Annotated in this window: 14 protein-coding genes; all 14 read left to right on the forward strand. The window is 42.8% G+C overall.

Annotated elements, in window-relative coordinates; all coding sequences use genetic code 11:
• Positions 1 to 21: 21 nt before the first annotated feature.
• The 14 genes from LVD16_RS22850 to LVD16_RS22915 all read left to right on the forward strand — a co-directional run bounded on the left by LVD16_RS22850 (position 22) and on the right by LVD16_RS22915 (position 20,279).
• Positions 22 to 3,087: a SusC/RagA family TonB-linked outer membrane protein gene (locus LVD16_RS22850; RefSeq protein ID WP_233770615.1), complete on the forward strand. Its 3,066-nt coding sequence runs from the start codon at positions 22 to 24 to the stop codon at positions 3,085 to 3,087.
• 12 nt (positions 3,088 to 3,099) lie between these two features.
• Positions 3,100 to 4,596, forward strand: coding sequence for a RagB/SusD family nutrient uptake outer membrane protein (locus LVD16_RS22855; RefSeq protein ID WP_233770616.1), 1,497 nt, complete (start codon positions 3,100 to 3,102; stop codon positions 4,594 to 4,596).
• Positions 4,597 to 4,608: 12 nt separating this feature from the next.
• Positions 4,609 to 5,550, forward strand: a complete 942-nt coding sequence (locus LVD16_RS22860) for a hypothetical protein (RefSeq protein WP_233770617.1) — start codon at positions 4,609 to 4,611, stop codon at positions 5,548 to 5,550.
• Positions 5,551 to 5,684: 134 nt separating this feature from the next.
• Positions 5,685 to 7,157, forward strand: coding sequence for a hypothetical protein (locus tag LVD16_RS22865; protein ID WP_233770618.1), 1,473 nt, complete (start codon positions 5,685 to 5,687; stop codon positions 7,155 to 7,157).
• 1 nt (position 7,158) lies between these two features.
• A complete protein-coding gene (locus LVD16_RS22870) occupies positions 7,159 to 8,373 on the forward strand; it encodes a glycoside hydrolase family 26 protein (protein WP_233770619.1) in 1,215 nt (404 codons plus the stop codon).
• Between the two features lie 39 nt (positions 8,374 to 8,412).
• Entirely contained in the window at positions 8,413 to 9,219 is an 807-nt protein-coding gene (locus tag LVD16_RS22875) for an alpha/beta hydrolase (RefSeq protein ID WP_233770620.1), read from the forward strand.
• Between the two features lie 75 nt (positions 9,220 to 9,294).
• Positions 9,295 to 10,293, forward strand: a complete 999-nt coding sequence (locus tag LVD16_RS22880) for a glycoside hydrolase family 130 protein (RefSeq protein WP_233770621.1) — start codon at positions 9,295 to 9,297, stop codon at positions 10,291 to 10,293.
• Positions 10,290 to 11,834: a hypothetical protein gene (locus LVD16_RS22885; protein WP_233770622.1), complete on the forward strand. Its 1,545-nt coding sequence runs from the start codon at positions 10,290 to 10,292 to the stop codon at positions 11,832 to 11,834. Before LVD16_RS22880 ends, LVD16_RS22885 begins: the two co-directional genes overlap by 4 nt.
• Positions 11,835 to 11,856: 22 nt before the next feature.
• The gene (locus LVD16_RS22890; protein ID WP_233770623.1) at positions 11,857 to 13,500 is read left to right on the forward strand and encodes a sodium:solute symporter; all 1,644 of its coding nucleotides are present in this window, start codon (positions 11,857 to 11,859) and stop codon (positions 13,498 to 13,500) included.
• Positions 13,425 to 15,758, forward strand: coding sequence for a beta-glucosidase BglX (gene bglX / locus LVD16_RS22895; RefSeq protein WP_233770624.1), 2,334 nt, complete (start codon positions 13,425 to 13,427; stop codon positions 15,756 to 15,758). Before LVD16_RS22890 ends, bglX begins: the two co-directional genes overlap by 76 nt.
• Position 15,759: 1 nt before the next feature.
• Positions 15,760 to 17,046 (forward strand): glycoside hydrolase 5 family protein, encoded by a 1,287-nt coding sequence (locus tag LVD16_RS22900; RefSeq protein ID WP_233770625.1) that lies wholly within the window; start codon positions 15,760 to 15,762, stop codon positions 17,044 to 17,046.
• Between the two features lie 37 nt (positions 17,047 to 17,083).
• Positions 17,084 to 18,619 carry a glycoside hydrolase family 30 protein gene (locus tag LVD16_RS22905; RefSeq protein WP_233770626.1) on the forward strand — a complete coding sequence of 512 codons (1,536 nt, stop codon included), beginning with the start codon at positions 17,084 to 17,086 and terminating at the stop codon, positions 18,617 to 18,619.
• Positions 18,620 to 18,632: 13 nt separating this feature from the next.
• On the forward strand, positions 18,633 to 19,463 hold the full coding sequence (locus LVD16_RS22910) for a response regulator transcription factor (RefSeq protein ID WP_233770627.1): 831 nt from the start codon (positions 18,633 to 18,635) through the stop codon (positions 19,461 to 19,463).
• A gap of 90 nt (positions 19,464 to 19,553) precedes the next feature.
• Complete coding sequence (locus LVD16_RS22915; RefSeq protein WP_233770628.1) at positions 19,554 to 20,279, forward strand: hypothetical protein; 726 nt, start codon at positions 19,554 to 19,556, stop codon at positions 20,277 to 20,279.
• Positions 20,280 to 20,317: the final 38 nt, after the last annotated feature.

A 20,317-nucleotide genomic window follows, 5' to 3' on the forward strand; every position in this document is an offset into this window, starting at 1 on the left:
AAATCCCAAAATCTCATGAATATGAAAAAAACTTTGACTAAACATGTCTTTTTTCTATTCCTACTTATACTCTCCACCACGGCGTGGGCGCAGAGTACCGTAACAGGAATTATAAAAGACGCCGATGGTAATGCGCTTCCCGGCGTTTCCATAGTCGTGGAAGGCACCACCCAAGGTACCATAAGCGACGCTGAAGGTAAATATTCACTTCAGGTAAAAAATCAGAACGCCAGTTTAAGCTTTTCTTTTATTGGCTTTCAATCGCAAACGATTCCAGTTGGTAATCAAAATACCATCAACGTTACCCTTAATGAAGATGTAGAACTACTCAGTGAAGTAGTAGTGGTAGGTTATGGTACTGTAAAGAAAACAGATCTTACTGGTTCAGTTGCCAGTGTAAAGCTGGATGAAGTGAAGGATATCCCCGCTAACTCTGTAGAAAGAGTACTTCAGGGTAGAGCAGCGGGTTTACAGGTAACTACTAATTCACAAGATCCCGGCGCTGGCGCTACAGTAAGAATCAGAGGTGGTAGCTCATTATTAGCATCCAGCGATCCTTTAGTGGTGGTAGACGGCTTTCCTTTAGGAAGTGCTGGCGACCTAAAACAGATCAACCCGGCAGATATCGAATCAGTAGAAGTATTAAAAGATGCCTCAGCATCAGCCATTTATGGATCAAGGGGTGCAAATGGTGTTATCATTATCAGCACCAGAAAAGCTAAAACTGGTAAGACAGAATTTAGTATTAAGCAACAGACTACAGTGTCTCAGTTTACATCTAAACTAAACTTATGGAGAGACCCTGTGCTTATGGCTCAGCTTAGCAACGAGTCTAGAACCAATGGAGATGGGTTTCAGCCTATTTATGTAGGAGCTAATGATCCTTCAGGAGTTTATTACCCTTCTGTAGAAGAGTTAGCCTCAGGAGAATGGCCATATTATACCGAATGGGATGATGTAGTTTTCAGAGACACCCCAATTTCTAACAACACTACTTTTAGCGTAGCCAGCTCTAATGAGAAGACCAACTTCACCTTGAGTGCTAACTACTTCACAGACAAAGGGGTGTATATTAATGACGACTACTCCAAGATCAATTACAACCTGCATGTAAGCCACAAGCTTAGCGATAAACTGAAAGTGGGATTTTCTAACATACTAACCAGAGGAAAACGAAACAGCAATGGAGGCCTGGCATACTGGAGAAACCCTATATTCCCGGTTTATGATGATGAAGGAGATTACTTCCTGGTAGGTAATAACGACTACTCTCACCCTATGGCCATCACAGAAAATGTGACCAATACTTCCAAAACATTAGATGTGCTTTCATTCCTGGATGTGGAGTATAAAATCATGCCTTCACTGGTGTTAACCTCCAGACTGAACTACAAGTATGGAACTTCTATCTCTGATCAGTTTTATCCAAGCATTTACACTGAAGCAGGTAACTTTAATAACGGTGCGGCCTTCTTGAATAACTGGCAAGGAACCACATTGGTATCAGAGACATTTGCGAACTACAACAAAGAAATCAACAAGCATCAGTTTGGAGTAACGTTAGGCTACTCTTACCAGACAGATGAAACAAGAACCTCTTCATTAGGTGCTTATGATTTCGCCAATGAAGTATTAAAGAATGAGAATCTTGCAGCTGGAAACCCAGAATCTAACACAGTTAATAATGGCCTTTCAAAGTCGGAATTAGTATCTGGCATTTTCAGAGTTAACTATACTTATAACAACAAGTACCTTATCACTTTCACTTCCAGAGCTGATGGTTCTTCTAAGTTTGGTGCTAATAACAAATGGGCTTTCTTCCCTTCAGCAGCCATTAGTTGGAAAGCTCACGAAGAAGACTTCATTAAGGATCTGGACATATTTGATCAATTAAAATTCAGATATAGTTATGGAGTATCTGGTAATCAAGGAATTAGTCCTTACGAAACATTAAGTAGATATGGTGTAAGCAAGTACTATGTAAATGGCAAATGGACAACTGCCATCGGCCCAGGTAGAGAAGTAGGTAGATCCGGACAAGGAGGCATTGAAGTACTTTGGGGTGGTATTCCTAACCCTGATTTGAAATGGGAGACTACTACTCAGTCTGACTTCGGGGTAAACATGGGCTTCTTTGAAAATAAGCTGAATGTGACCTTTGACTACTACAGCAAAAACACTGAAGACCTGCTACATAGCAGAATCCTTACGCCATCATCAGGCTATGATCGTATGACAGTGAATTATGGTTCTGTAACCAATAAAGGTATTGAGCTAACACTAGATGGGAACATCATTCAAAATGACGATTGGAGTGTAAATACGACTTTAATTTACTCTAAAAACAAAAATGAGGTAACTGACTTGGGTAATGTAGTAGAGTCTGGCTTGATTACAGACCCTAATACAGGCATGCTTTACGAGTACTTCGGAAATAGTATTGAAGCATACAGAGACTACCCTAACTTATTAGCAGTTGGACAGCCTGTAAATGTTTTCTACGGTTATAAAACCAATGGCATAGTTCAGTCTTTAGAAGACGGCATAGAAGCAGGTCTTGAAGGTGAAGAAGCTCAACCGGGTGAATTTAAATATGTAGACATCAATGGCGATGGACAAATCACTCCAGATGATAAAACCATCATAGGTGATCCTAATCCAGATTTCACAGCCAGCTTAAACCTCAGCGTAACTTACAAAAAGTTTGATTTTAGCATCTTCTTCAATGGTGTGTTTGGTAATGATGTATTAAACACTCAGGCTTTTAACCAGCCTAGCGAATTGCCATTAAGATGGACTCCTGATAATCCTACCAATGAATATCCGGCGCTAAGAGAAGGAAGATCTGTAAGATTTTCTGACTGGTGGCTAGAAGATGGGTCTTTCGTGAGAATCCAAAATATTAACCTGGGTTACACGCTAACTCTACCTAAAAACATGTCTGCAAGGGTATTCTTGAACGCTTCTAACCTATACACTTTCACCAAGTTTGACGGCTATGATCCTGAGGTAGGCAGTGACGGACGCTACTGGGGCGGATATCCCAGGCTGAGAAAAGTGACATTAGGCGTGAACTTAAAATTTTAAAAGAGCACAATTATGAAATTAAAATATAACATCATCTTACTTCTGGCAGGTCTTTTTACCATAAGTAGTTGTGATTTAACTGAAGAACCCTACGGATTTTATTCAGAAAACAACTTCTACAAGACGCCTGCTGATGCCGAAGCAGCTATTAATTATGCCTATGACGCTCTTACTTATTTAGAGTATTCCAGAGCCATCTTCTTCGTGGGGGATATGCCCACTGACGAATGCTCCACCAAAAGTGATGAAGCGGTAGATAACGTAAATCTGGCGACGTGGAAAACACAGAACTTCTCCACTAACACTATGCTTAAAAACTTCTTTAAGTATGCATATATCGCTATTAATAGGTCTAATGCCGTTCTTGAATATGTACCTCAGGCTAGCTTCAGCCAAAGCTTGAAAGATCCATACATCGGCCAGGCTTATTTCTTAAGAGCCTGGAATTATTTCAATCTGGCAAGGAACTTTGGTCGCGTGCCTATTCACAAAAATGTGATTGCCACTTTAGATCAGACTTCAGCTCCTATGGCTCAAGATCTTTCAGAGGTATACGATCTTATTTTATCAGATTGTAGAAAAGCAATAGAGTTACTTCCTGTAGATCAGGTACCTGGACACGCCGATAAAGTAGCTGCTCAAGCACTTGCTGCAAAAGTTTATCTTTTCATGGCGTCATCAAAAGATCATGGCGTACCTCAGTATTCTACACTAAGTCAGGATGTGAATCAGATGTATGACAGCGCTGCGTTCTTTAGCGGTCAGGTAATTAATGATCAAGGTCAATATGGCTTCGACTCTGATTTGCTGAATATTTATGATGTAAATGAGGCTGACGGACCAGAGCATATCTTCATTATGTCTATGGACAGAGGCGGACTTATCGAAGGTGATTACTCCAAAATATCTAAGCTCTTCATCCCGTATGTTTCAGGGAGCAGCATATACCTGCCAGACGGTGATGGCACCTACACAGTAAGTCATGACGGATGGAGTGTAATGCAGACCAACGAATCTTTCTACAGTTCATTTGATGGTTCTGACAAACGTGCTCAGGTGCTGTTAGTAGATTCCGTTTTCAATGAAGATGGTGAAGTTATCGCCACCTACCCTGACGGATTGCCTTATCGCTTTAGCAGAAAATATATAGACCCTGAATTTGTAGGTGACAAAACCAGCACAAAACCTTATCTGATCAGATATACGGATATCGCTCTTACCTATGCTGAGGCCGTTGGCCCAACGGCAGAGGCATACAATCTGGTGAACTATGTAAGAAACAGAGCTGGCCTAGGCAATATGCAAAATGGCCTTTCTGCACCTGAATTCAGAGAAAGGATACTAGAAGAGCGTAAGCATGAGTTTGCCTTTGAAGGTAACAGACTTTACGACCTAAGAAGGTTCAACAGAATAACTACTGACGTGGAATCAGCAGCGGGCTTATCTGCAGAAGACGTGGCCTTCTACCCTATTCCACAAACAGAAATCGATCTTAATCAGGAACTATAAAAGAAGAATCTTATGAAATCATTAAAATATATCTTGATTTTGACCATCGTAGCCATGCAAATGGCTTGTCAAAAAGATCCTCTTGAAGAAATAGAAGAGGGCGACTGGAATAATGAGAGAAGCATTATTAACATCAAATTTGCTAATCAGGTAGGCCAGGCAGAGATAGTGAGAGACGATGAGTCTACTGGTCACATTACCATTGCTATCAATGTAGCCGCGGTACCTGATTTGAGTAACATAGCACTAAATTCAGTACAATTATCTTATGGAGCTACTGCTACCTTGAAAGAAGGCGAAAGTCTGAACTTTGAGAATGCCGATAAAAGCGCAACGGTAACAGTAACTTCTCCTACAGGTAAGAGCAGAGAATATATCATAACTGCCACTGAATTCACAGAGACTATTGTGGGCACCTATGACATTAATAATCTGATAGTCTATGGTGGTACAGGACCTGAATATGGCGGTGGCGCGGTAATGCCACTTACTGACAAGCCCTGGGTATGGCCAGAAGCTGATGGCCCACATGTAGAGCTTGATAATGTACTGACTTTTGAGTTAGAAGGTTTTACAGAAGAAGGAAACACATATGGCAAGTTCACTAACAGCGCTGGTGAGGACGGACTTTATGCCAACTTCAACTTTGTGGGAGACCCTGAAACAGATGTCAATAATTTTTACCGTAAGCTTCCAAAAGGCGAAGGTACGTGGGCTAGAAATTACACTTCAGGAATGGTAACATTCACATTCTCAGATGGTCACACCACCAGTGGCACCTTTGTAGGATCTGGAACAGAAGATTTAGGCAATGGCCTCAGCAAAACAGTGGATAATAATGCCCTGGCTTTTACCCTGAACGGAACTGATAACTGGGACAAAATCTATTCTGATTATGACAAGTTCGTAAGCAAGCCACGAAAATTCTGGATTGACATTACAAAAAGAAACTAATAACACTAGTATGTAAGGTGAAGTGTAGTGAGTAGGCTATATAAATCGCAAATCAAAGTTGAGATTGAGAGTTTCAAAATGAGCGTGATAAGTGTAGTCTACTCTACCTTTTTCCTTCACATCAACCCCATTTTATGAAATACTTATTAACCCTTACTTTTTTATCACTTATCTGCTGGGCATGCTCTCACGAAAGCCCTACAGATGCTACTATCACCATCAATAGCGCTACCGTAATTAATGACAGCTATATTGGTAACGGTGCTCAATGGGACCCTTACCAGCTCAATTATGGTGATACCACCCTTCAAATTTCGTCTCAGGACTGGGACAAACTCTACTCCCGGCTGGACTTCATGAAACCTCAGCTCATGAGGGTAATGACCAATACCAGAAACTCAGTAAGAGATGGTAAACTACAGCCTGAATTACATTTCAGCAACCTAAAACCCATATTAGACTACTGCCAAACCCACAACATACAAGTGCTTTTCGGCGACTGGGGTGGTGACATGGTCCATTCAAAAGAAAATAAAATCGATTCGGCTAACCTGCATTTTGCTGCCGAATACCTGGACTTCCTGATCAACCAGAAAGGATATTCCTGTATAAAATATTATAACATGATCAATGAACCCAACGGCTTTTGGTCTGCCACTGATGGCAACTATCAGCTGTGGGCAAACGCTATTAGGTTTCTTCATAAGGGGATAGTAGATCTCGGCCTCGACAATAAGGTAGCACTTGTCGGGCCGGATGCTGCTATTTGGTCTGGAGAAGAGGCCTGGTGGGCAGACAGCTGTGCCACACACCTAAGCAAGGAAGTAGGCCTTTTTGATATCCACACCTACCCTTCTAAAGTCACTGTAAATTCTGGAGAATACACTGATATTATCAAGGCCTACGAAGAGAAAGTACCTGAAGGCAAGAAAATAGTTATGGGTGAAATAGGCTTTAAATTCGTAGAGCCTGCAGACTCAGCCTTCAATAAAGAAAATATATCTCGTGCCGAAGCCAAGAAGTATGCTTCTACAGACGACTCTCAAATGTTTGTCTATGACTACTCCTACGGCACTGACATGGCTGACGCGCTTTTCCAAACCGTAAACGCCGGCTATTCAGGCTCCATTGTATGGATGTTGGATGATGCCATGCACTCTAAAGAAGCTCCTAACAAGCTGAAAGTTTGGGGGTTCTGGAATATTTTCGGTGATGAATATTTCGGCAGTGAAGAAGAAAATGTAAGGCCATGGTATTATGCCTGGTCTCTGCTTACGAAATACATGCCCCAAGGCAGCCAGATTTTCGAGGTTAAAAGCACCGGAGATCCTTCTATAAAAGCCATTGCTCTTAATAAAAATGGTCAGTACATGCTGGCAGTGGTGAACGTTTCGCAAGAGAGCCATTCGGTAAAAATTCAAAGCACGGATTTAAAATCACTGCAAGGAGCCAACAAATACATTTACTCCAAAAACACTTTAAAAAAGGAAGGTGATCATGGTTTACTACCTAATGAAACCGACCTCAACATCAACCTTTCAGAAGGAGTATCGCTGGACATGCCAGCAGAATCTCTGATTGTAATAAGCACTTTCAAAAATGAATAATATGAACAGATCAACTCTATATACTCATTTTATAAAATTCTTACCAGCTATCCTGCTTATTATGCTAAGCACGATAGCTTCTTGTTCTTCTGACGATGATCCACAGGCAGATACTGATGATGACAAGGTTGAAACCGTAACCCTGCACCTGGCTGATGCAGCCGCCACTAATGAAACCAAAGCACTGTATTCTAACCTTTGGGCCATTCAGAAAACAGGATTTATGTTCGGGCATCATGATGATCTTATTTATGGCAGAGACTGGTATACCACCGCCGGAGGTTCCGATGTAAAAGAGGTGTGTGGGGACTATCCTGCCGTTTTCAGTGTAGATTTTGCTGAAATTATGGATGACCGCAGCGAGACCAGCGACCTTAATGATGATAGAAAGCGCACGATTTTAGAAGCCAGAAAAAGAGGTGAAGTAATTACAGCCTGCGCACACCTAAACAACCCACTTACAGGAGGAGACTCATGGGATAACTCAGATAATACCGTAGTAAAAAAGATTCTGGAAGATGGCTCTGAAACCAACATCAAATTTAAATCATGGTTAGACAAGCTATCCACCTTCGTTCTTGATCTGAAAGATGACAATGGAAATACCATTCCCATCATTTTCAGACCTTTCCATGAGCACACACAGACCTGGTCATGGTGGGGTAAATCATGCACTTCACAAGATGAATTCATTGGCCTTTGGAAATTCACCGTAGACTATTTAAAGGGAAAAGGCGTGCATAACCTGATATATGCCATTTCCCCTCAGCTTGATGGCCCAAGCACTAAAGATGCTTTTTTATTCAGATACCCTGGAGATGATTATGTGGACTTCCTTGGCTTTGATAGCTACCATGGCACCTACACAGAATCACTTTCTACCAACCTTAAGAATCTGGAAGAGATCTCTGCAGAAAAGCTAAAACCTTGTGGCGTAACCGAAACCGGAATTGAAGGCATTTTGAAAGATGGAGCAGAGTACGAAGAATACTGGACAAAAGAAATATTAACACCGCTAATTGGCAGAGATATAAGCCTGGTAGTGATGTGGCGAAATAAATACGATCCTAATCATGGCGGTCATCATTTCTTCGGTCCATACATCGGCCATAGCTCAAAAAATGACTTTGTAGACTTTTATAAAAGCTCTATCACCCTGTTTAGCAAAGACTTACCGGATATGTATACGATGGCTGAAAATGTTACGGTAGAATAAAATTCTGATTCCTAATTTTAAAGAAAAACAACAAAAATTATGAATCTGAAAAACACCTGGACGGCATTGTTCGCATTGGTTTTATGCCTGAACTATGCCGAAGCTCAAACCGAAAAGTATGATCTGAAGGAAAACATTGCCTACATCAATAATCCTTCTGATGCCTATGCTAAAAGCAGATGCAAGCTGGACCTGTACTACCCAAAAGATAAAGGTTTTGCCACCATTGTCTGGTTTCACGGAGGCGGGCTTACAGGTGGAGAAAAATACATTCCTGAAGGGTTGAAAAATAAGGGCGTAGCCGTGGCTGCGGTAAATTACAGATTAAGTCCTAAGGCTAATCACCCTGCTTATATTGATGATGCCGCAGCTTCAGTAGCCTGGGTGTTTGATCATATAGAAGAGTTTGGTGGCGATCCTTCCAAAATCTATGTTTCCGGTCACTCCGCTGGTGGGTATTTGGCACTTATGGTGGGGCTGGATGAGCAATATCTTCAGAAATATAATGCTGATGTAAATAAGGTAAAGGCCTATTTCCCTATCAGCGGCCAGACCATCACGCATAACACCGTTCGAAAAGAGCTGGGAAGACCTGAAAATGTGCCTTTTGCGAATGAGTTTGCTCCATTGAATCACGTAAAAAAGGACACCCCTCCTTTCCTGCTGATCACCGGAGACCGAACCAAAGAAATTCCTTCAAGATATATGGAAAACGCCTATCTCTACGAGGCTTTAAAAGATGTAGGGAACGATAAAATCACGCTGTATGAAGAAGATGGTTTCGATCACAACTCAGTGGTAGAGCCAGCTTGCAGTTTGATTATCAAAGCGATAAAAGATAACTGACAATAAATTTTTAATTAGATGCTTAGAGAAAACAACGTTGAAAGTAAAGTCTCTGTAAAACTAAAAAAACATGAGATGAACCCCGTATTAAAACCCAATCCCAATAATTACTGGGAAGATTTAGTGGTTTGTAATCCGGGAGTGTGGTATGAAAATGGCACTTTTTATATGCTCTACAGAGCGGCCGGAGATGATGAAAATCATTACATCCGCTTCGGGCTGGCCACTAGTGAAGATGGAGTAAACTTTCAGCGAGTAAGTGATGAACCGGTATTTGGCCCCAGTGTAGATGGCCCTGATCAGGGTGGTGTGGAAGACCCCAGGATCATTAAGTTTGGTGACGAATTTTACATTACTTATGCCTACCGTCCCTACCCTCCCGGAAGATACTGGACCTTCGCTCATGATGTAGTTAACCTGCCAGATGCCGGGCCGGAAGCACCCGCAGTTTATAAAAACAACATCGCCAACTCTGGCTTGGCGCTCTCTAAGGATCTTAAAAACTTTCGCAGATTAGGAAGAATCACTACTGCCAATTTAGATGATCGTGATGTTATCCTTTTCCCGGAAAAAATTAATGGCAAATTCGCCATGCTCCATAGACCGAAAGAGTGGATCGGCGAAGGATATGACTGTGATCAGCCTTCTATCTGGATTCGCTTTTCTGACGATATGATGGTGTGGAAAGAACCCAGCACATTGCTTTTTAAAGGCAGAAAAGGCTCGTGGGAAGAGAAAATTGGCGGCAGCACCCCACCTCTTAGAACTAAAGATGGGTGGCTCATCATCTACCATGGGGTAGAAAATGGCGGCCAGGGCTACTATCGCGTAGGCGCAGCCCTGTTAGATCTGGAAGATCCTACCAAAGTAACTCACCGTCTTACAGACTGGATCATGGAACCTGAGCATGATTATGAAATTGAAGGCTTCTACAAAGGATGCGTATTCCCTACCGGCAACATGATCATTGATAATACGCTTTATGTATATTACGGAGCTGCTGATAAATACATAGGTTTGGCCACTTATGATGTCAATGAATTATTAGATGCCCTTAAAAATGAACCTGTATGAAACGTTTACTGATATATCCACTAGCCCTGGCCATGGGCTTAGCGGCTTGCCAAAGTACCAATGAAACCTCCAGCCAAAAGGACCTTGTTTCCATTTATCCTGATCAGGTGATCTCTGATGAGTTTATTGGTAATGGCGTGGAATGGTCAGCCTACCCCCATGCTGATGCGGATGATGCGGAATGGGGCTTGCTCATGACCGATGCCAAATGGCAGAAAGTTTTTGACAGACTGGATTTTATGCAGCCACGCATAGCCCGGGTGATGGATCAGGCCAACTGGAGATATTTAGAGGGCTTCGATGATAAGGGCGAGCCAATCCTAAATTTTGAATCTCAGGAGATGAAATCATTGTACAAGCTGCTCGATTATTGTCAGGAGCACAACGTAACAGTGATCCTTGGTGAATGGGGGCAGCCGTACAAAGTACATGATCCTCAGCTACATATGGAGGATAAATTCACAGGGGCGAATGATCCTAATTGGATAAAGATCATCACCGCGAATCTTAAAAATCTGATTCAGAACAAGCAATATACCTGCATTAAATATTACAATCTGGTAAATGAGCCTAATGGCTACTGGGCCAGCACCGATGGCGACTGGGAACAGTGGAAGGAAGGCATTACCATGCTTAACACAAGCATCAAAGAAGCCGGACTATCGGATCACATCGCGGTAATTGGGCCGGATGCTACCCCTTACAACAATGACAAATCAAAGTATACTGGTTATAACTGGGCCATAGAAGCGGTAAGGCAGCTGGGCAATGTACTGGGCGCTTACGATGTTCATGATTACCCTCAGAAAGACTTTGTAAGATCAGGCGAATTTGGCCAGCATTACAAAGAAATGGTCAGCTTCGCTGATTCTGTAAATGAAAAACCTTTCATCTTCGGCGAAATAGGCTTTGAAAAATACGTAGAAGGGAACATTAAAAGATATGAAGCCGATTCATTTGCCAGCCCTGACAGTCAGCTTGGTATTTATGATTATGATTATGGCGTAGACATGGCTGATGCTGTGATTCAAGCTATGAACGCTGGCTTCGATGCTACACTGGCCTGGGGCCTTGATGATGCCATGCACACTAACGGTGACTCAGGCGACAAGCATCAGCTTAAAAAATGGGGCATGTGGAATATTCTTGGCACCGAACTTACAGGAGATTCTACTGAAGAAAACATAAGACCTTGGTTTTACACCTGGTCACTCATGTGTCGTTATTTCCCTGGCGAAATGAATATCGTAAAGTCAGACTCTGTTCCGGCTAAAAATGTAAGAATGACTGCCGGAGTATTTGGTAAGTACATGAGCATGGCTATAGTTAACAATTCTGACAGCACAGCAAATTTCACGGTGCACCCAGGCAATCTGGGCGAAGGAGCCACATTTAAAAAGTTTCTGTACACAGAAAAGCAAAGACATAAAGATGAAAATGGCTTTCCAAAACCAGTAGAAACAGACCTTAAAGGAAGCACAGCGCTGGAAGTAGAAGTACCAGCCAGAAGCTTTGTTTTATATACATCTTACAATTATTAAACATCAAGGAGCATAGAGAAGTATGGGTACGATCAATTTAAGCGGAATAGACCTCACCATTGTTGTTTTATACATTGTTTTCATCATTTGGTGGGCACTGAGGCATGGTAAAAGTAAAGACTCTGATGCTTACTTTCTGGCCGGCAGAAACCTGACCTGGCCGGTAGTGGGCTTATCATTATTTGCTGCCAGTGTTTCCAGCTCCACACTTATGGGGCACTCTGGAGAAGGATTTATCAGTGGTATAGCAGTGTACAATTACAATTGGATCTCTGTGCTCGTCATGGTGTTCTTTGCGGTATTCTTTCTGCCATTTTATATCCGATCCGGCATTTTCACCATGCCGGAATTCCTGGAAAAGCGCTTTGACGGACGTTCCAGAACCTACTTCTCCTTCATCACCATCATAGGAAATGTGTTCCTCGATGCTTCCGCCACCCTTTACACCGGAGCATTAATCATCAAAATGATTTTCCCGGAAGCTAACATGCTGTGGATCATCATAGGTATGGCAGCCGTGGCAGGAAGCTACACCATTGTCGGTGGACTATCTTCTGCCATTAATGCTGATGTAATTCAATCGGCCATATTGATTATTGGCTCCACTATACTTTCGTTTTATGCCTTGCACAGCATTGGCGGTTGGGATAATTTCATAGATACTTTCCATGAAGGTGTTTGGTTAAAGCTAACCCGCCCCATGGATGACCCCACTGTGCCCTGGCCTGGCATGATCATCGGTATTCCGATTCTTGGCTTCTACTTTTGGGCCAACAATCAGGTAATGGTGCAGCGCGTGCTCTCTGCAAAATCCATTGATCATGGTAGAAAAGGTGTGCTACTAGTTGGTTTTCTATATCTTTTCACCCTGTTCATTTTCATAGTACCAGGATTGGTAGCCAGAGGAATAAACTTATTCGGAGTAGAAAATTTGCCTTTGGAAATCATTAGCGGCAGCGAACTGAAAAGCACCTTTGGTGTAAATACAGACCAGGTTTACCCCAGGCTAATCATCAGACTATTGCCTGTAGGGCTTATCGGAATCATACTTTCAGCCATGATTTCAGCGCTTACTTCAACATTGAGCGCTACGCTAAGCTCTGTGTCTACCCTATTCACCATGGACTTTTACTCCAAGTTTGATAAAAATGCCAGCAGCGAAAAGCTGGTAAGAGTAGGCCAGATCACCGCACTTGTGGCTCTTATTATAGCCGTGGTGTGGGCACCTTACATTCGCACTTTCGATTCATTAATTTCCTACTACCAGGAAGTAGTTTCCTATTTGGCTCCACCTATTGTAGGTACTTTCTTTATCGGCCTGTTTTGGAAAAGATCAAATTCAAAAGGTGCGTTTAGCGGCCTTATTTTTGGATTGGTTGTGGCTGTGGCCATCATGCTGGCTAAGTACACTATGGGAATTGAAATAGGATTACACTTTCTACTGCTAGCTCCTATTCTATTGGTAATAAGCACATTAGTAAATATTATTGTGAGTTTAACTACTTCGCCTCCACCGGCTGAGAAAGTGGAAAATAACATCTGGACCCGTAAAATATGGGATGATGAAACCGAAGAACTAAAAGGCGTAGTATGGTACAAAAACTTCAGAATACAAGCCCTGATTTTAGTGGCAGGCTGCTTTCTGATGTATTTCTGGTTTATGTAGAATCCGTAAAAATGAATTTGAAATTGAATAAAAAGATAAGTGTAATCGCTTTTCTCATGACTGTTATTACCCAAATTTTAGTAGCGCAGGATCAGAGCGTTGATCAAAAAGTGGAGAATCTGCTTAAGAAAATGACTCTGGAAGAGAAAATTGGCCAGATGAATCAATTGCACTGTGCTGATATGGATCGGGTAAATGAAGAAATGCGAAAAGGCCATGTTGGGTCCATTTTGAGCATCACTGATCCTGATATCGCCAACAAAGCCCAGCGTGTGGCAGTAGAAGAATCCAGACTTGGTATCCCTTTCCTCAGCGGCAGAGATGTGATCCATGGCTTCAAGACCATCTTCCCCATTCCGTTAGGTCAGGCGGCCACTTTTAATCCTGAAATAGTGCGCCAGGGCGCTCGCATAGCGGCCATTGAAGCTTCTGCTACCGGTATCAACTGGACATTCGCACCCATACTGGACATTACCCATGATCCTCGCTGGGGTCGAATTGCTGAATGTGTGGGTGAAGATCCATACCTGGCCTCCCGAATGGCCGAAGCCATGGTTCACGGATTCCAGGGTGATGATTTGAGTGATCCTACCTCCATCGCTGCCTGTGCTAAGCACTTTGCAGGTTATGGCGCTGCCGAGGGAGGTCGTGATTATAATTCTACTTTTATCACTGAAAGACAATTTAGAAACCTGTATTTACAACCATTTCATGCCGCAGTAAACGCAGGTACAGCCTCACTAATGGCTGCTTTCAACGATAATGATGGTATTCCCTCCACCGCCAACAAGTTCTTGCTAAAAGACGTGCTGCGCGATGAATGGCAGTTCAAAGGCTTTGTGGTTTCTGACTGGGCATCCGTCACCGAAATGATCGCCCATGGTTTTGCTGCCAACGAAAAAGAGGCTGCACTAAGAGCCGCCAACGCCAGCCTGGACATGGAGATGGTAAGCGAAACCTACATCAAACACCTTCCTGAACTCATCGAAGAAGGCAAGGTATCCATGGAAACCATTGACAATGCAGTAAGGAATATTCTCCGAATCAAATTTGAGCTCGGCCTTTTTGATCATCCTTATGTTGATAAAAAACGTACTGAGGTTTTCTACGCCCCTGATCATCTGGCAGCAGCCAAAGAAGCAGCCATCCAATCAGCGGTGTTATTAAAAAATGACAACCAAATTCTGCCGCTGTCTGAGAAAGTAAAAACCATTGCGGTGATCGGCCCGCTGGCCAACGCACCGCATGAGCAGCTGGGCACCTGGGTATTTGATGGTGATAAAAGCCATAGTATAACACCTCTGAGAGCTCTGCATGATCAATTGGGCCAAAAAGTAAAAATCATTTACGAACCAGCCCTTTCCTATTCCAGAGATACTACCACCGCCAATTTTGATAAAGCCATTGAAGCAGCCCAAAAAGCTGATGTAGTGATCACCTTCCTGGGCGAAGAAGCCATACTTTCAGGAGAAGCACATAGCCTGGCTAATCTAAATCTTCAAGGGAAGCAGAGTGAGCTCTTAGCAGCCTTGAGTGAAACAGGCAAACCTGTAGTTACCGTAATCATGGCTGGCAGGCCGTTGACCATCGAAAAAGAAGTGGAATTATCTGATGTCATCATCTACTTCTGGGCTCCGGGCACCATGGGCGGACCAGCCATAGTAGACCTTCTCTTTGGCAAAGCGGTACCTAGCGGAAAGCTTCCTGTGACATTCCCTAAATCTGTAGGTCAAATTCCAATTTACTACAACCATAAGAATACGGGTAGACCTGCTAATGGCAGTGAATATTCTCTTAATGATATTCCTGTAGGTGCCTTACAGACCTCTTTGGGCAATCGTTCTTATTATTTAGATGCTGGTCATAAGCCATTGTTCCCCTTTGGATATGGCCTTTCTTATTCATCATTTAAATATGAAACACCCGAACTATCTGCCAGCAAACTATCCACCTCGGACACACTATCCATCAGCTTTACGCTCACTAATATGGGCAAATATGAGGCTACAGAAGTAGCCCAGATCTACACCCAGGACATAGCCGGATCAGTAAGCCGACCAGTGCGTGAGTTGAAGTATTTTGAAAGGGTTCAACTGAAAGCAGGGGAAAGTAAAAAGGTCACTTTCAAGCTACCCGTGCAGGAACTGGCCTTCTGGAATTATGACATGAAATATGTAGTAGAGCCAGGACAGTTTAACCTTTGGGTTGGCGGAAGCAGTGATACTAATAATAAAACGAGTTTTGAAGTAACGGAATAAAATGAGACCACTAAAGCTTATATGCCTTCTTTTTATCCTGTGCCTCGGCTTCACAGCATTACATGCTCAGGACTTTATCCATGTTGAAAACGGCCGTTTTATCAAAAATGGGGAAGAATACAACTACCTGGGTACCAACTTCTGGTATGGCATGAACCTGGGTTACTCTGATCCTGACCGTCTAAAAACAGAGCTGGACAGTCTGCAGCGCATGGGTGTTAACAACCTGCGTATAATGGCAGCCTCAGAAGGTGACATTGATGCTCCGTGGAGAATGCAGCCTACGACACAGCCTGCTCCCGGTGAGTATAATGAAGACCTACTCAAAGGCCTTGATCTACTTTTAGATGAAATGGGTAAAAGAGATATGGTGGCCGTGGTTTGCATGAATAATTTCTGGCCCTGGAGTGGAGGTATGTCACAATATCTATCCTGGGCTAACCATAATGAATCCATTCCCTACCCACCACCAGCTGCGGGTGGAGACTGGGGTGTTTACCAGCGCTATGCTGCACAATTTTACTCTAACAAAAAGGCCGTAAAGCTTTATGAGCAATACCTGGAGCACATTGTGAAGCGCACCAATACCGTAAACGGAAAAGCCTACACAAACGACCCTACAATAATGGCCTGGCAGTTGGCTAACGAACCTGAAGGTGCAGATAATGCCAAAGCCTATAGAAAATGGGTTGATAAGACGGCGAAGATGATCAAAAGCTGTGACAACCATCACATGGTATCCATTGGTAGTGAGGGCAATACGCCATCTCCAAAAGCTGGCACTAACTTCAAGCTGGACCATCAGTCGGAGTATATCGATTATTGCACCATGCACATATGGGTGCAAAACTGGGGCTGGTATGATCCGAAGCATCCGGAGCAAAGCCTGCCTGAGGCAAAAGAAAAGGCATTAGCCTACTTGAAAGAACATTTGAAGGTGGCCAACGAGCTCAAAAAGCCCATGGTTTTAGAGGAATTCGGCATTTCGCGTGATTTTAACAGCCATACACCTATGACCTCCACCGAGTACAGAGACCAATATTATGATTTTATGTTCAGCACCGTGGCTGCCATGGCTGAAGAAGGAAATCATATCTCAGGCGTCAATTTCTGGGCCTGGGGTGGCTTAGGGAGACCAAGAGCACCCCATGTGATCTGGAAAAAGGGTGATGATTTCATCGGTGATCCTCCACATGAATACCAGGGCTGGTACTCGGTGTACAATACTGATGCCTCCACTATAGAAGTAATTAAAAAATGGGCTGAAACACTGACCAAGTTGCAATAGATCCGCTACATTTTAAAACCATCAACATTATAAAAACATGACTAAACTATATTTCAAATGTCCGTCTACCGTTTCAATAAGTTTGTTGATGCTATTCTTTCTGGGATGCCATTACGTGAATGGTCAAAATAATGAAATCCAGGGATGGGTTACTAAAGCTGATCGGTCGGCATTGCTGCAGCCTTTGGCCAATGCCATAAGCTTCAAAAATAAACCACAGGATCTCTCAGGTGTCATTATGGTGGATCCTTCCCTATCCTACCAATCTTTAGATGGATTTGGTTTTGCGCTTACCGGTGGCAGCGCTGAGCTGCTTATCAAAATGGACCAGATCGAGAGAAGCAAAATCCTGCAGGAGCTATTTGGCAAAGGTGACAATAATATTAGCATCAGCTATATAAGACTGACCATTGGTGCCTCAGACCTCAATAGCTTTGTTTTTTCTTATGATGATCTTAAAGATGGTGACACAGACTTCAAACTCAAGAAGTTCAGCCTGTCACAAGACCTGAAAGATGTGGTGCCTGTGATGAAGGAAATACTGGCCATCAACCCGAATATTGAGATCATGGCATCTCCATGGTCGGCTCCCACCTGGATGAAAACGAACAATAATATCCATGGAGGTAAATTAAAGCCAGACTGCTACGAAGTGTATGCTCAGTATTTCGTAAAATACATTCAGTCAATGAAAAAGGAAGGCATTGATATTCACGCTGTTACCATACAAAATGAACCTATGAATTCTGGCAATACGCCCAGCATGAGTTGGTTTGTAAATGAACAGGCCGACTTCGTTAAAAACCATCTCGGCCCAGCCTTTAAAGCCCATCAGCTCAGCACCAAAATCATAGTTTTTGATCATAACACCGATCGTCCAGATTACCCATTAGCCATTTATAATGACCCTGATGCGGCCCAATATGTAGACGGTGCCGGTTTTCACAACTACCGTGGAAATATGGAATCTATGAGCCTGGTTCACCTGGCGAGACCGGATAAAAACATCTACTTCACAGAGCAGATGCTCACAGAAAATCCTGAGAGCCAGAAAATAAAAATTGCCGCCGCCAGCCATCGCCTTATTGTAGGTCCGTTACAAAACTGGAGCCGAAACATCATTTTATGGAACCTGGCCGCAGACCCTCAAAATGATCCACATACTGACAATGGCGGCTGCCCCTTTTGCCAGGGAGCCATCACATTGGATGGAAACGAGGTGCGCCGAAACATTGCCTATTATACCATTGGGCATGTTTCAAAATTTGTAACACCAAGTTCATCCCGCATTTATACTACCACTCCCGGAGCAGCATCAGTACGCCTTTATCAGGATGAACAAAGGCCCGATGTTTATAGAACAGCCCTGATTGAAAACTCAGATGTGTTGCCTAATGTAGCCTTTAGTACGCCCGAGGGCGGCATTGTGCTATTGGTAGTAAATAATTCATGGGACAAAACATCATTCCAAATACAATATCGCGGCAGGTATGCTAAAATTGAATTAGCTCCAGGATCGGTAGGCACCTACACCTGGAAAGAGCAAACAGAAAGTATAGAAAAGATGGAGTAACAGTTTTTACCAAATGCCTGAACCTCAAACTACTATATCTTATCTTAACCACCACAGCGTATGTTATCATGAACCATGGTCCATGTTGCAAAGCAGGCAGATACTCTTTGCACATACCAGCAAATCTTCTTCCTCTTCCCTCCTTTCACGTTATTTCGTAGTTCATGAAGCCTTCAATGGCCTTCAGGCATTAAAATTAGCCGAAGATTTACAGCCTGATGTTATTATAAGTCAGGTTCAGCTTCCTTTGCTCAATGGTTTGGAGCTCTGCCAGCAGGTAAGAGCACATCAGCAAATTGGTAGTATTCCTTTCATTTTGATCAGCAACTCTCACGGTAGATTCAACCAGCTACAATGCTACCAGGCTGGTGCCGATTTGCATTTGGTTCATCCACTAAAACAAGAGGTGATTATTCAGGTTGTAACCAATTATATCATAAAGCAAGAAAAGCTAAAACAAGGACTAAGGAGCAATCACTTTACAGAAATAACATCAACAGGTATTGTAGTTAATAAAGACGATGACTTCCTACAACAGACCATTCAATATCTGGAAGAAAAACTATCAGATCCGGCTATTGACGCCAGCTATCTTTGCGAAAAGCTGGCTATGAGCAGGACCAGTCTTTATCAGAAAATTAAAAAACTCACTGGGCAAAGTGTGCATGAGTTCATCAAATCAGTGAGATTGAAAAACAGCTTGCATTATCTTATAGAAGGCAGACTCACCATCAATCAGATCGCCTTTGAGGTAGGATTCAACAGCCACTCTTATTTCGACAAATGTTTTATAAAACACTACGGCATTACACCTAAAGCATATATTAGAAAACATACTCAGTAGTACCATATTTCAAGAAATGCGGACTATGGTGATAGTGTTCAGAAATGGATTTAAATAGCTTTGAATAGTAACTTAAATCAATCTAAACACATGAAAAACGTACTCAAAAAACCATTATCCATTCTTTGTTTTCTTTTAGTTTTCGCCTACGGCTGTAGCGATGAACCTGAAACCAAACCTAACGTGCCAGATGATAACCGTGAAGGTCATCCTATCAGTGCGAAAGACATGACCAACGCCAGCGGCCCGGTATCACCAGGGGCTTTTAGTTTGTGGCAATCTTGCTCTACATACCCTTACTACATCAGCGGCACCAATGGCATTTGCGTTCCGGTAGGAGGCACAGAATGTGGCACCAATTATCTGGGCGCACAGCAAAATGGTGGACAGTATGCTACTGGCCTTCAGTTTACAGGTACATTTAAAGGTGGCAACAATGCTCCTAACGGGTCTAATGAAATGGCCGTGTTTATCTGTGATAATGTAAGCAGCTGGACAGGAAGAGAAATGGGCTTTGTGAAAACCCTCAGTGACAATACTTTGAAGGCGTATATCCAAAGTCCGGGACAGTATATTTACCAAACCTTATACACGGGTGGCAGTGGGTACCATACATACAAGTGCCAGGTAAGATCTGCCAGCCAGAACTCACTGGTAGACTTTTATGTAGATGGCGTTTACCAATGTACTCTAAACAACCCAGGGGTAAACTATTGGAACCAGTGGTACTACTTTGTAGGAACTACTCACCGTACCTCAGGAGGTTGGGGCTCAGGTGGTCAGCAGATAGAGATGTATGATATGCAGACTTTTTAAAAAGGTCAGTCTAAGGGTGTCTCATCAATTCTGAGACA

The sequence above is a fragment of the Fulvivirga ligni genome, from assembly GCF_021389935.1.
In the GTDB taxonomy this organism is placed as follows: Bacteria; Bacteroidota; Bacteroidia; order Cytophagales; family Cyclobacteriaceae; genus Fulvivirga; species Fulvivirga ligni.

What these genes read in the sequence shown, in the direction of transcription:
- LVD16_RS22850 (WP_233770615.1), top strand. Translation starts at nt 22, where the DNA reads ATGAAAAAAACTTTGACTAAACATGTCTTTTTTCTATTCCTACTTATA.
- LVD16_RS22855 (WP_233770616.1), top strand. Translation starts at nt 3,100, where the DNA reads ATGAAATTAAAATATAACATCATCTTACTTCTGGCAGGTCTTTTTACC.
- LVD16_RS22860 (WP_233770617.1), top strand. Translation starts at nt 4,609, where the DNA reads ATGAAATCATTAAAATATATCTTGATTTTGACCATCGTAGCCATGCAA.
- LVD16_RS22865 (WP_233770618.1), top strand. Translation starts at nt 5,685, where the DNA reads ATGAAATACTTATTAACCCTTACTTTTTTATCACTTATCTGCTGGGCA.
- LVD16_RS22870 (WP_233770619.1), top strand. Translation starts at nt 7,159, where the DNA reads ATGAACAGATCAACTCTATATACTCATTTTATAAAATTCTTACCAGCT.
- LVD16_RS22875 (WP_233770620.1), top strand. Translation starts at nt 8,413, where the DNA reads ATGAATCTGAAAAACACCTGGACGGCATTGTTCGCATTGGTTTTATGC.
- LVD16_RS22880 (WP_233770621.1), top strand. Translation starts at nt 9,295, where the DNA reads ATGAACCCCGTATTAAAACCCAATCCCAATAATTACTGGGAAGATTTA.
- LVD16_RS22885 (WP_233770622.1), top strand. Translation starts at nt 10,290, where the DNA reads ATGAAACGTTTACTGATATATCCACTAGCCCTGGCCATGGGCTTAGCG.
- LVD16_RS22890 (WP_233770623.1), top strand. Translation starts at nt 11,857, where the DNA reads ATGGGTACGATCAATTTAAGCGGAATAGACCTCACCATTGTTGTTTTA.
- bglX (WP_233770624.1), top strand. Translation starts at nt 13,425, where the DNA reads ATGGTACAAAAACTTCAGAATACAAGCCCTGATTTTAGTGGCAGGCTG.
- LVD16_RS22900 (WP_233770625.1), top strand. Translation starts at nt 15,760, where the DNA reads ATGAGACCACTAAAGCTTATATGCCTTCTTTTTATCCTGTGCCTCGGC.
- LVD16_RS22905 (WP_233770626.1), top strand. Translation starts at nt 17,084, where the DNA reads ATGACTAAACTATATTTCAAATGTCCGTCTACCGTTTCAATAAGTTTG.
- LVD16_RS22910 (WP_233770627.1), top strand. Translation starts at nt 18,633, where the DNA reads ATGCCTGAACCTCAAACTACTATATCTTATCTTAACCACCACAGCGTA.
- LVD16_RS22915 (WP_233770628.1), top strand. Translation starts at nt 19,554, where the DNA reads ATGAAAAACGTACTCAAAAAACCATTATCCATTCTTTGTTTTCTTTTA.